The sequence below is a fragment of the Citrobacter sp. RHBSTW-00524 genome, assembly GCF_013747755.1.
In the GTDB taxonomy this organism is placed as follows: domain Bacteria; phylum Pseudomonadota; class Gammaproteobacteria; order Enterobacterales; family Enterobacteriaceae; genus Citrobacter; species Citrobacter braakii.
Genome location: NZ_CP056421.1, coordinates 138,056 through 151,063, shown reverse-complemented (window position 1 = coordinate 151,063; position 13,008 = coordinate 138,056). Strand labels below are relative to the sequence as shown.

At 51.0% G+C, this 13,008-nt stretch carries 11 protein-coding genes; 4 read left to right on the top strand and 7 right to left on the bottom strand.

Annotation, left to right across the window (positions count from 1 at the left end; genetic code table 11):
- Positions 1–23: 23 nt before the first annotated feature.
- Positions 24–1,202 (top strand): D-xylose utilization transcriptional activator XylR, encoded by a 1,179-nt coding sequence (xylR, locus tag HV229_RS00700; protein ID WP_016154929.1) that lies wholly within the window; start codon positions 24–26, stop codon positions 1,200–1,202.
- Positions 1,203–1,244: 42 nt separating this feature from the next.
- Here the strand turns inward: xylR and HV229_RS00695 are convergent, their stop codons facing one another.
- Positions 1,245–2,069 (bottom strand): protein bax, encoded by an 825-nt coding sequence (locus HV229_RS00695; RefSeq protein ID WP_016154930.1) that lies wholly within the window; start codon positions 2,067–2,069, stop codon positions 1,245–1,247.
- 316 nt (positions 2,070–2,385) lie between these two features.
- Here HV229_RS00695 and malS point away from each other — a divergent pair, with 316 nt between their 5' ends.
- Positions 2,386–4,416, top strand: coding sequence for an alpha-amylase (gene malS / locus HV229_RS00690; RefSeq protein WP_181546688.1), 2,031 nt, complete (start codon positions 2,386–2,388; stop codon positions 4,414–4,416).
- Positions 4,417–4,550: 134 nt separating this feature from the next.
- Positions 4,551–5,843, top strand: a complete 1,293-nt coding sequence (gene avtA / locus HV229_RS00685) for a valine--pyruvate transaminase (protein WP_228522540.1) — start codon at positions 4,551–4,553, stop codon at positions 5,841–5,843.
- Between the two features lie 36 nt (positions 5,844–5,879).
- On the opposite strand, the gene HV229_RS00680 is transcribed toward avtA, so the two are convergent.
- Both HV229_RS00680 and HV229_RS00675 read right to left on the bottom strand, forming a co-directional pair.
- Positions 5,880–6,353 (bottom strand): 4Fe-4S dicluster domain-containing protein, encoded by a 474-nt coding sequence (locus HV229_RS00680; RefSeq protein WP_016157734.1) that lies wholly within the window; start codon positions 6,351–6,353, stop codon positions 5,880–5,882.
- A 237-nt stretch (positions 6,354–6,590) separates the two neighbouring features.
- Positions 6,591–7,331: a MipA/OmpV family protein gene (locus HV229_RS00675; RefSeq protein WP_080859285.1), complete on the bottom strand. Its 741-nt coding sequence runs from the start codon at positions 7,329–7,331 to the stop codon at positions 6,591–6,593.
- 121 nt (positions 7,332–7,452) lie between these two features.
- Here HV229_RS00675 and HV229_RS00670 point away from each other — a divergent pair, with 121 nt between their 5' ends.
- On the top strand, positions 7,453–8,406 hold the full coding sequence (locus HV229_RS00670; RefSeq protein WP_016157735.1) for a LysR family transcriptional regulator: 954 nt from the start codon (positions 7,453–7,455) through the stop codon (positions 8,404–8,406).
- Between the two features lie 47 nt (positions 8,407–8,453).
- On the opposite strand, the gene HV229_RS00665 is transcribed toward HV229_RS00670, so the two are convergent.
- The 4 genes from HV229_RS00665 to yiaY all read right to left on the bottom strand — a co-directional run bounded on the left by HV229_RS00665 (position 8,454) and on the right by yiaY (position 12,886).
- Positions 8,454–9,590 carry an HlyD family secretion protein gene (locus HV229_RS00665; RefSeq protein ID WP_047359015.1) on the bottom strand — a complete coding sequence of 379 codons (1,137 nt, stop codon included), beginning with the start codon at positions 9,588–9,590 and terminating at the stop codon, positions 8,454–8,456.
- A gap of 5 nt (positions 9,591–9,595) precedes the next feature.
- Positions 9,596–9,919: a DUF3302 domain-containing protein gene (locus tag HV229_RS00660; protein ID WP_003024200.1), complete on the bottom strand. Its 324-nt coding sequence runs from the start codon at positions 9,917–9,919 to the stop codon at positions 9,596–9,598.
- 184 nt (positions 9,920–10,103) lie between these two features.
- Complete coding sequence (gene aldB, locus HV229_RS00655; protein ID WP_019078065.1) at positions 10,104–11,642, bottom strand: aldehyde dehydrogenase AldB; 1,539 nt, start codon at positions 11,640–11,642, stop codon at positions 10,104–10,106.
- Positions 11,643–11,734: 92 nt separating this feature from the next.
- Positions 11,735–12,886, bottom strand: coding sequence for an L-threonine dehydrogenase (gene yiaY / locus HV229_RS00650; RefSeq protein WP_049042802.1), 1,152 nt, complete (start codon positions 12,884–12,886; stop codon positions 11,735–11,737).
- Positions 12,887–13,008 lie beyond the last annotated feature (122 nt).

Sequence of the window (13,008 nt, the reverse complement as noted above, 5' to 3'; positions counted from 1 at the left end):
CATGATTCAGCAGGAAAAGAACCATGTTTTATAAACGTCATCGTATTACGTTGTTATTTAATGCCAATAAAGCCTACGACCGTCAGGTGGTTGAAGGGGTTGGCGAGTATCTGCAAGCGTCACAATCGGAGTGGGATATCTTCATAGAAGAAGATTTTCGTGCTCGCATTGATAACATTAAAGAGTGGTTAGGCGACGGCGTTATTGCCGATTATGACGATGATGATATTGCGCAATTACTTGTCGATGTGGATGTTCCGATCATTGGCGTTGGGGGTTCCTACCATCTGCAGCAAGATTATCCACCAGTACATTACATTGCCACCGACAACCACGCGCTGGTAGAAAGCGCCTTCCTGCATCTGAAAGAGAAAGGGATTAACCGGTTTGCATTTTATGGTCTTCCGGCTTCAAGCGGGAAACGCTGGGCCGCAGAACGTGAATATGCGTTTTGCCAGTTGGTTGCCAAAGAGAAGTACCGCGGCGTCGTCTATCAGGGGCTGGAAACCGCGCCAGAAAACTGGCAGCACGCGCAAAATAGGCTGGCGGACTGGCTGCAAACCTTACCTCCACAAACCGGGATTATCGCCGTCACCGACGCACGTGCGCGGCACGTTCTGCAGGCCTGTGAACATCTGCATATTCCGGTACCGGAAAAACTGTGCGTCATTGGTATCGATAACGAAGAGCTGACCCGTTACCTGTCACGAGTCGCCTTGTCCTCCGTCGCTCAGGGGGCCAGACAAATGGGGTATCAGGCAGCCAAACTACTCCACCGCCTGCTGGCTCACGAAGAGATACCCTTACAGCGCATTCTGGTTCCTCCTGTACGCGTTGTTGCGCGTCAGTCTACAGATTATCGTTCACTTACCGATCCTGCCGTTATTCAGGCGATGCATTACATTCGCAACCATGCCTGCAAAGGTATCAAGGTTGATCAAGTGTTGGACTCAGTAGGGATTTCACGTTCGAATCTGGAGAAGCGCTTTAAAGAAGAGGTCGGAGAGACCATTCACGCCGTGATTCATGCCGAAAAGCTGGAAAAGGCGCGCAGCCTGTTGATTTCTACCACGCTTTCAATCAACGAAATTTCACAGATGTGCGGCTACCCATCTCTGCAGTATTTCTATTCGGTATTCAAGAAAGAGTACGACACGACGCCAAAAGAGTATCGCGATGTGAACAGTGAAGTGTTGCTATAAGGATGATAGCCGGAGGGCGAAGTCGCCATCCGGCACTCGAAATTACATATGCGCGGCGATTAAACGCTGGTTGTCCTGATACATTGCAAACAGATAGTTGTTATAACTCTGTCCCTTAGTGGAATAACCCTTAAGTTTATGGATCATCGCGGTGGCGGTGACTTCCTGATCGGCTTTACGCAACTGCGCACGTGACTTACGGAAGGAAGAGTAGGCCGGATGCGTATTCAAATTAATGACGTAAGCATTCACCGACTCTTTCACTGATTCAAATTGTGAGTAGCCTTTCACCTTACCCGGTGCATTGTTACAACGACCCTTGCCACATTTCATGCCAAACAGGTTGTTGTTGCTACGCGCCAGCTTCGACGTACCCCAGCCGCTTTCTGCCGCAGCCATGGTTGCCACCATACTGGTCGGGATAATGTCTACACGCTCAAGCAGCGTATTCCACGGAATTTTACGCGTGTTACCAGACCAGTTCACCTTGTAGCGCTTCGCGATGTCTTTCATACGCGTACGCTCAGTCGGTGACCAGCGGTTCTGGTACTGTTTTGAAATCAGCCAGTTACGGTCCGCCGTAATGGCAGCATTTTGACTGGTAATATAAGGCATAACCGTCCGGAGAAACGCTTTTTTCCTTGGTGTTCCGGAAGGGTATTTTCGCAAATCAGGAAGTGAACTACTCTTTGCACTATTGCGAGAATACTCTTGTTTACTGCTAACCTGTTTATTACTTGCCTTGGTTATCTGGGGCTTGTGACTCGTTGTCGCCGTGTGTGTCTTTGCCAGCACCTCACCCGAAAATGCAACGGTGAGTAACATAAGAATCATTGCCCCATATCGTCGAATGGGAGTCAATATCATTAGGTCTCCTGGTCGGATTTATACATTCCAACACCTTATATTTTTCACAAAAATGAGAGATGAATCTCAAATCATATCAAAAATAGCCGTCAAGAGCACCCACAGGAATAGTCCAATTCTGAAACTATGTCACGTATTAACGGTTCTGGGTGCCATTAATTCGAAGAAAATGTGGAGGTTATCGCAAAATAAGTTCATTTTTTGCGCGCGATTGCTCACCCTCACTTCTCCTCCTGGCGGAATCAACTCAAAGGAGGAGTTTCCGGCCTGATTTCGCTGGCAAACTGGCGAAAATCGCAGCATCAAGGACAGCACTATGAAACTTGCCGCCGTTGCGCTGGCGCTAATGCCCGGCATTGCCATCGCCTCATCATGGACGTCTCAAGGACTTCCCATCTTCGAAGCGGAAGGTACGGGTAAATTCGTCAGCCATGCAGCGTTGACGAAGGGTACCCGTCCTTTAACCCTGAATTTTGACCAACAGTGCTGGCAGCCTGCTGATGCGATAAAACTCAACCAGATGCTGTCGCTAAAACCTTGTGAAGGCGCGCCGCCACAGTGGCGTTTATTCAAAGACGGCGATTACACGCTGGAAATCGATACCCGCTCCGGTACGCCAACGCTGATGCTGTTGGTAAAAAGTGCTAAGGACACCGTCACCACCCAGATTCGCCAATGCCCGAAATGGGACGGTTCACCATTAACGCTGGACGTGAGCCAGACCTTCCCGGAAGGTGCCGTGGTGCGTGATTTCTACAGCCAGCAAACGGCAACGGTAAAAAACGGGTCGATTACCCTACAGCCCGCCGCAACCAGTAACGGGCTGTTGCTACTGGAACGGGCGGAAACCGATGCCCCCGCAGCTTTCGACTGGCATAACGCCACGGTGTATTTCGTCCTGACGGACCGCTTTGTGAATGGCGATCCGAGTAACGACCACAGCTATGGGCGTCGCAACGACGGCATGCAGGAAATTGGCACGTTCCACGGTGGCGATTTGCGCGGGCTCGCCAGCAAACTCGACTACCTGCAACAGTTAGGCGTCAACGCCCTGTGGATCAGCGCGCCGTTTGAGCAAATCCACGGCTGGGTCGGCGGTGGCGCCAAAGGGGACTTCCCCCACTACGCTTACCACGGCTACTACACCCAAGACTGGACCACGCTTGACGCCAATATGGGAAACGAAGCGGACCTGCGTGCGCTGGTTGATGGCGCACACCAGCGCGGCATCCGTGTCTTGTTTGATGTGGTGATGAACCATACCGGCTACGCCACGCTGGCGGATATGCAGGAGTATCAGTTTGGGGCACTGTACCTATCGGGCGATGAGCTGAAAAAAACGCTCGGGGAACGCTGGACGGACTGGCAGCCATCCGCCGGGCAAAGCTGGCATAGTTTCAATGATTACATCAACTTTAGCGATAAAGCTGGTTGGGAAAAATGGTGGGGAAAAAACTGGATCCGCACCGATATTGGCGATTACGACAATCCTGGCTTTGACGACCTGACGATGTCGCTGGCTTTCCTGCCCGATCTGAAAACCGAATCCACCACGCCTTCCGGGCTGCCAAACTTTTATCAGCACAAGCCGGATACGCACGCCAAAGCCATCGCCGGTTACACGCCCCGGGATTATCTGACGCACTGGCTCAGTCAGTGGGTGCGTGATTATGGGATTGACGGCTTTCGGGTCGACACCGCTAAACACGTCGAGCTTCCCGCCTGGCAGCAGCTAAAAACACAAGCCAGCGCGGCGCTGGTCGAATGGAAGAAAGCCAATCCGGAAAAAGCGCTGGATGATAACCCCTTCTGGATGACTGGCGAGGCCTGGGGTCACGGTGTGATGCAAAGCGACTATTACCGTCACGGCTTCGATGCGATGATCAATTTCGACTACCAGGAGCAGGCGGCAAAGGCCGTCGATTGTCTGGCAAATATGGACCCCACCTGGCAGCAGATGGCGGATAAATTGCAGGACTTCAACGTCCTGAGCTATCTCTCCTCGCACGATACACGTCTGTTCCGCGAAGGTGGAGACAACGCCGCCGAGCTATTGCTGCTGGCACCTGGCGCGGTTCAACTCTTTTATGGCGACGAGTCGGCCCGCCCCTTTGGCCCAACCGGCTCAGACCCATTACAGGGTACGCGCTCAGAAATGAACTGGCAGGATGTGACCGGGAAATCTGCCGCCAGCGTCGCCCACTGGCAGCGAATCAGTCAGTTCAGGGCCAGGCATCCCGCCATTGGCGCCGGTAAACAAATCACGCTGCCGCTGACGCAGGGATACGGATTTATTCGTGAGCATGGCGACGATAAGGTGATGGTGGTGTGGGCCGGTCAGCCCTGATCCCGGCAGGCTTCTCGCTGTGCACGCAGCGGGAAGCCTTACTCAACATTAAAAACCAGCCAAATAAAAATCATTAGCACAAAATCTCAATCCGGCCTGATACCCCTGATTTGCACCCTGCCATGGGTAGCGCTATGGTTAGCCACTTTACTACTCAGTTCGACAGACCACCTGCTATGACATTCTCACTTTTTGGCGACAAATTTACCCGCCATTCAGGCATCACACGCCTGATGGAGGACCTTAACGACGGTTTACGCACCCCAGGCGCCATCATGCTCGGTGGCGGCAATCCGGCGCAAATTCCAGAGATGCAAAATTACTTTCAATCTCTGCTGGCAGATATGCTGGAAAACGGCAAAGCCACTGATGCGCTTTGCAATTACGATGGTCCACAAGGTAAAACCGAGCTGCTGACTGAGCTGGCGAAACTGCTACGTGAGAAGCAGGGTTGGGATATCGAGCCACAAAATATTGCACTGACAAATGGCAGTCAGAGCGCATTTTTCTACTTATTCAATCTGTTCGCCGGACGCCGCGCCGACGGAACAACGCAAAAAGTGTTGTTCCCGTTAGCTCCGGAATACATTGGCTATGCCGATTCCGGGCTGGAAGAGGATCTCTTTGTCTCCGCGCGTCCAAATATCGAACTGTTACCAGAAGGTCAGTTTAAGTATCACGTTGATTTTGAACACCTGCACATCGGTGAAGAGACGGGCATGATCTGCGTGTCACGTCCGACAAACCCGACAGGCAACGTGATCACCGATGAAGAGCTGATGAAGCTGGACCGGCTGGCCAACCAGCATGGGATCCCGCTGGTGATTGATAACGCCTATGGCGTACCGTTCCCCGGCATCATCTTTAGCGAAGCGCGCCCGCTGTGGAACCCCAACATTGTGCTGTGCATGAGCCTTTCCAAGCTGGGTCTGCCAGGCTCCCGCTGCGGCATCATTATCGCGAATGAAAAAATCATCACCGCCATCACCAACATGAACGGCATTATCAGTCTCGCGCCTGGCGGAATGGGTCCGGCAATCATGTGCGAAATGATTAAGCGCAACGACCTTCTGCGCCTGTCCGAGACGGTGATAAAGCCGTTTTATTATCAGCGCGTTCAGGAGACGATTGCGATCATTCGCCGCTATTTATCTGAAGATCGGTGCCTTATTCATAAACCGGAGGGCGCGATTTTCCTGTGGTTATGGTTCAAAGATTTGCCTATCAGCACCGAACTGTTGTATCAGCGTCTGAAAGCGCGCGGCGTGCTGATGGTTCCCGGTGACTACTTCTTCCCGGGTCTGGATAAACCCTGGCCGCATACGCATCAGTGTATGCGGATGAACTACGTGCCAGAACCGGAGAAAATAGAAGCTGGAGTGAAGATTCTGGCTGAAGAGATCGAACGCGCCTGGCAGGAAGGCTAACGCAAGTCCCGACCTAACTACAGGTCGGGACTCACATTACTGTGGAAGTGAACACAGACGCTGGCGCTGAATACTGACGGCATCTATACACTGCAACGCGCTGGTCGGGCAGGCTTCGACACACGCCGGCCCCGCATCACGGTGCCAGCATAAATCGCACTTTATCGCCTGTACCCGCGACGAGCGGGCGACGACATTCATTGCCCCAAACGGGCAGGCCAGCATACAACTTTTACAACCAATACAACGCGCCTGTTCAACGAAGATATGCCCATGTTCACGACGAATTGCGTGCGTCGGGCAGACATTTGCACAGGGAGCGTCCTCGCATTGATGGCAGGCGACTGCCGTCGTAAAGGCGTCGTCTTTGATCACGCGGATGCGCGGGGTAAACGCAGTGGAAGAGACCGACGCGCAGTCCTGGTTTTGCTGGTGCGCGACGACGCAAGCAACTTCGCAGGTACGACACCCAATACATTTTGCCGCATCCGCCATAATAAACTCGTTCATTGCTCCCTCCGTCTGCGTGAAAACCACAGAGTGCCAGAGAGGTTGCCCCTGACGCCTTGATCGGACAGGGGAAACGGTTAAATATTGTCAGGTGCCTGAACAACTATGGCGATCCGCCTAATCGCGAGCGGTAAAGCCCAGTTCATTGGAAATGAGCCGGATGACGATGCTTCGGGTCTTATCCGGTCTATCACATTGAAAAGATTGCCCTCCTCCCTGAGGACAAACGGGTGAGAATCAGAAACGCCAGGTCAGACCGGACATAAAGGTAAAGCTGTCATCACGGTCAACCATCGGGCTATTTTTAATATCATCTGGCAGCGCACTATAGTTGGCGCTGGCCAGCAGCGTCAGATTGCTGGTCAATGCGTATTTAGCGGACAGGCCAACATACGGTGTCCAGCTATCGCCAGGGGAGTAGCTTGATAACCCACTACGGCGGGATTCATTGCCAGAGATGCCGTAGTAATATTCGTTGAAGTTTTCGTCATAGTAGAGCACGCCAATCGCCGGCGTCAGCGTCAGCTTGCCCATCGGCATTTGGCGAAACAGAGACATTTCCCCAACCCAACCGTTGCTGTTGTCCAGCACATCCGCTGCTGCGGAGACTTTCACGCTGCCCCATTTCTCATGGTGATACCATGCAGCACCCGCCATCGCGGTTGCGTCACGCTTGTTCAGTTGCTTCATCGCTTGATCGTCGTTATCACCCGGATCAAACTCAAGCGGCATATACGAGGCAGTAATGCTAAATTCATTACTTTCATTTTTTGAAAGAATATAACCTAACGTTGTTTGCCTAAAATAAAATGATTCACTTTCATAACTGACAAGCGGTACTGCGTGAACGTTATCATTATATCCACGATAAGGAGATTCGTTATATACAGCACCGCCGCCAATAGAAAATTCTGCGGCAGTTGCGCTCGCCATAAATGAAAAGGTGAATAGCGCCACAATATTGCGTTTAATTAACATGCCCACATTCCATTTTAAAATAAGATACAAAACGCGTGCATAATAATGCTTACAATTTCATCGGTGCAAGATTCATATTTATATAGTAATATATACAAACATATATATATTGGGTTTGGCGATGAACAAATTACAACTCAAACACCGGGAACTGAAGATTATTTCGGTAATTGCTGCCAGTGAAAACATCAGTCATGCCGCTACGGTTCTCGGCATCGCACAAGCCAACGTTAGTAAGTATCTTGCTGATTTTGAATCCAAAGTTGGACTAAAGGTATTTGATCGCACCACTCGACAGCTCACCCTCACACCGTTTGGTACAGCGCTGCTTCCTTACATCAATGACATGTTGGACAGAAACGATCAGCTCAATAATTTCATTGCTGATTATAAGCACGAAAAACGTGGCCGGGTAACCGTATATGCACCGACGGGCATAATTGCTTATTTATCGCAACATGTGATCGCAAAAATTCAGGATATCGGTGGAATTAGCCTCTCACTTAAAACATGTAACCTGGAACGAAAGGCATTTTTTGAAGGTGTCGACTTCCCTGAAGATTGTGATATTTTAATCACCTATGCGCATCCTAAAGATGAATCTCTGGTTGCCAGTTTCATTACCAAATATGCGGTGACGGCTTTTGCCAGCCCTGAGTATATCAAAGCACATCCTATTAGTAGCCCTGATGAACTGGAAGAACATTCCTGTATCCTGATTGATTCCATGATGATAGATGAGGCTAATATCTGGCGTTTCACTTCTGCCGGAGGCAAGGAGATGCACGATTATCGGGTGACCGGAAATTATGTCTGCGACAATACACAGTCTGCACTGGCGCTGGCACGTAACCATCTGGGCATTGTTTTTGCGCCAAATGCGAGTGTACAAAAAGATGTTGAATCCGGGTCGCTGGTTCCATGTTTCTCAGAACAACATGAATGGTGGCTGGATTTGGTGGTGATTTTCCGCAAACGTGAATATCAGCCATGGCGGGTACAGTTTATTCTTGATGAGATGTTGGCAGAGATCCGCCAGCAACTTACTCAGGCGCTGGAACAGCAGCCTGAGTAAGCGAATTAGGGTACCAGGTTCAAAATGGTAAGCAAAATAGCCTGCGCCTAGTGATCGAGATACAGATAATGCACCCAACTGGTCATACGCAGCAGAACCTTACGCATCACTGACACATGGGTGAAGTGATCAGAATAAACCGCGACCTGCGCATAAATCCCATCAGGCAGTGCGTTCACATCCACATTATCATTCAGCTCAATCGTGGCGATCACCCCCTCCGATCCGGGCGTAGAATTTAAGGATTGCAGCACCCCATTCGACTGATATGTCCCCCCCGGTACGGCCGGACTGATGGCAGCCAGTTTGCCGCTGAAAACCTTACCCGGCAAGGCGTTAAACACCACCTCAGCTTCATCGCCTGGCTCCAATCGCAGCAACGAGTTTTGCCGGAACTGGGCGATAATTTGCCGTTTTTGATCAGGGATAAACACCATCACCGGACGCATAGGCAGCGCGGCGGCATAGGTTCCCGGTCGCATCAACACCTGCGTAACGTAACCATCGCTGGGCGCGCGAACCACTGTCTGGTCCAGGTTGAACTCCGCTTCGGCTAACTGCGCTTTCAGGCTGGCAATTTGCGAATTCTCACCCTGCACCAGGCTGTCTAACTGACTCTGGATTTGCTGTTGTTCCGCAACGGAGGATTTCACCGCTGCTTCCTGCGCCAAATAGTTTTGCCGCGCCGCATCGATATCGCGTTCAGAAAAAGGATTGACCTTCGCCTGACTCCCCTGCGCATAACGCTGGTAATCTTTAGCTAGCTTGTCACGGGTAGCCTTTGCCCGCTGCGTGTTGGCTTGCATTTCGTCTAACTGCGCCACCAGCACCTGCTCTTTATGTTGTGCAGTGACAATATCAGCTTTCAGGCGATCAACTCGTGCCTGGTAACGTCCTGGATTAAGTTTAAACAGTACCTCACCTTTTTTGATCAGCGTATTCTTCTTATCCGTCACTTCCGTCACGACCCCCGTGACTTGCGGTACTACGGGAATAGAAATTACTGCCTTTTGCGCCTTAAATGTATACGGATGGTTATAATTCATCAGTAATATAAGCCCGCAAACAATGAATATACCGCCCAATGCTGCAGTGGGTACTGTCCATTTATTGGCAGGAATTTTAAAAATCTTAAATATTGACCATGCGCACGCCACATAGGTCAGAACGATCAATAAATCCATCGATATTACTCCGCCGGAGAGGTCTTCGCCTCACCCAGTTTCTTTTCCAGATCGGCAACCCTGGCCTGCAACTGGATCAGGGAAGAATCCGCGCTTTGCATACCCCACCCGCGTTCCGGGCGATAAAGCGTTGCCCAGATCCATAAAAAGGGCCAAATGACATGTAAGGTAAACAAACTCACCCAGCCCGCGACATGTATTGCGTCAGCATGAGGATGGTTACGTTTCTTTGCAATGAGATAGGGAATATCATGCAGAATAATAATCCCGTAAAAAATGACCAGGAATACAAAAATAAGCACTCCTAATGCAAAATAATTAAGAAACATATTTGCCTCAGGGATTTAAATTAATAATTCGGCTGCAATTTGATTTACACAATAGAGTTGATAATAGTAGTGGAATGACCAGATTGGATGCAATCGTCTTATTTATATAACGATATATGGGTTTATATATAACTGCAGAATAAAGATATGCCCGGCGCAAAACCGGGCAATAAGTGATGAGAAATTAAAATAGTCCCAGCGGTTTATCTGAGTAGCTCACCAGCAGACATTTGGTTTGCTGATAATGCTCGAGCATCATCTTATGCGTCTCGCGCCCGATGCCCGACTGCTTATAGCCACCGAATGCCGCATGGGCCGGGTAAGCATGGTAACAGTTGGTCCATACACGCCCCGCCTGAATCCCACGGCCCATCTTGTACGCCAGATTTCCGTTACGGCTCCAGACACCAGCGCCAAGCCCATATTGGGTGTCATTGGCGATTTCCAGCGCCTCTTCCATGGTTTTAAAGGTCGTGACGGCCAGCACGGGCCCGAAGATCTCTTCCTGGAAAACCCGCATGTTGTTCTTGCCAAACAGAATGGTTGGTTCGAGGTAATAACCTTCTTTTAAGTCGCCATCCAGTTGCTTGCGCCGCCCGCCGGTGAGAACATCAGCCCCTTCTTTCTTACCAATATCGATGTAATTCAAAATGGTTTCCAGTTGACCATGCGACACCTGCGCACCCATTTGCGTCACGCTGTCTAACGGGTTGCCGCTGCGAATACTCTCCACCCGGCGAATAGCTCTTTCCATAAAACGTTCGTAAATAGATTCCTGTACTAATGCACGGCTCGGACAGGTACACACTTCACCCTGATTGAAGGCAAACAGCGCGAAACCTTCCAGCGCTTTGTCAAAAAAAGCATCCTCTTCATCCATCACATCTGCGAAGAAGATATTGGGCGATTTCCCACCCAGCTCCAGCGTGACGGGAATAATGTTCTGCGTGGCGTATTGCATGATCTGCTGCCCAACTTCCGTTGAGCCGGTAAACGCCACTTTCGCAATGCGTTTAGACGTCGCCAGATACTCACCGATTTCCCCACCCGCACCGTTTACCACGTTCACCACGCCTGGCGGGAGCAGATCGCCGATGACTTCCATCAGCAACAGCACGGACAGCGGCGTGAGGCGCGCGGGTTTAAGCACGACGCAGTTACCCGCCGCCAGCGCGGGCGCCATCTTCCAGCTGGCCATCAGCAACGGGAAGTTCCACGGGATAATTTGCCCTACCACGCCAAGAGGTTCATGGAAGTGATAAGCCACGGTCTCGCTATCAACCTCGCTTATTCCCCCTTCCTGCGCACGAATACAGGAAGCGAAATAGCGGAAATGGTCAATCGCCAGCGGAACATCTGCCGCGCTGGTTTCGCGGATGGGCTTACCGTTATCCCAGGTTTCTGCCGTCGCCAGCAGTTCCAGGTTTTGCTCCATACGATCGGCGATTTTGAACAGTATCGCCGCCCTGTCCTGCACGGATGTCTGCGCCCACTTGTCTTTTACTTTGTGCGCGGCATCCAGTGCCAGATCGATATCCTTTTTGCCGGAAGAGGCCACTTCGCACAGTAATTGCCCGGTTACCGGCGTCAGGTTTTGGTAATACTCGCCGTCCACCGGGGCAACCCAGTCACCGCCGATAAAGTTATCGTATCGGGCTTTTAACTTCAGAGGGTAACCATACTCGCCGGGATAAATACGCGTTGAAGGGGGGTTATTGGTCATGACCGTCTCCTTGCTGTAGGGGTACTACAAGGGTAGACGGGGCTGGCGAATTATTCGCCAGCCATTTACTGCTTTACGACAGGTATCACGAATTACATAGCAGCGCGATAAATCGCCATGATTTCTTCATGAGTCGCCTGAATCGGGTTAGTGAAACCGCAGGCATCTTTCAGAGCATTGGTCGCCAGTACGGCAATATCCTCTTCCTTCACGTTCAACTCACGCAGACCGGCCGGGATATTCACTTTCTGCGCCAGTTCGCGGATCGCCGCGATGCAGGCTTCCGCCCCTTGCTCTGTACTCAAGCCAGCAACGTCCACGCCCATTGCCGCAGCGCAATCACGCAGGCGAGCGGCAGCCACTTTGCTATTGAAGACCTGCACATGCGGCAGCAGCACTGCGTTACATACACCGTGCGGCAGATCGTAGAAGCCACCCAACTGGTGCGCCATTGCATGCACATAACCAAGAGAAGCGTTGTTAAAAGCCATGCCCGCGAGGAACTGCGCGTAAGCCATGGCTTCGCGCGCCTGAGCATTGCTGCCATCTGCAACGGCGACCGGCAGGTTTTCCGCAATCATGGTGACCGCTTTCAACGCGCACGCATCGGTAATCGGCGTTGCAGCAATAGACACGTAGGCTTCAATGGCGTGGGTCAGCGCATCCATACCGGTTGCCGCTGTCAGGGACTTCGGCATGCCGACCATCAGCGAGGAGTCATTAACGGACAGCAGCGGCGTAACGTGCTTATCCACAATCGCCATTTTAATGTGGCGTACTTCATCGGTAATGATGCAGAAACGGGTCATTTCAGATGCCGTGCCCGCGGTGGTGTTAATGGCGATCATCGGCAGCTGTGGTTTTGCAGAACGGTCCACACCTTCGTAATCGCGAATATCGCCGCCGTTAGCCGCCACCAGCGCAATGCCCTTCGCACAATCGTGCGGAGAACCGCCGCCGAGGGAAATAACGCTATCACATTCGTTTTCTTTCAGTATATGCAGGCCAGCAGCGACGTTACTGGTCGTGGGATTAGGATGCGTACCGTCGAAAATTACGCTGAAAATATCACGTTCCTGTAATGCTTTTTGAATCTCGCCAGCCATACCTAATTTTGTCAGCATGGCATCCGTGACAATCAGCGTACGACGAAAACCATATTCCGCCATTGTATTCATTGCGTCTTTTAATGAATCAGCGCCGATTACATTCACGGAAGGAATAAAAAATGTTGAAGCAGCCATTGTACGATCCTTAATTACTCTAAAGAGTCAGGAAGCATACGAGTGAAATATCCAACAAAATATGATCGTGGTTGTTATTTTAATAACACCCACAATTAAAAAGCACATTAGGTTCATAATCT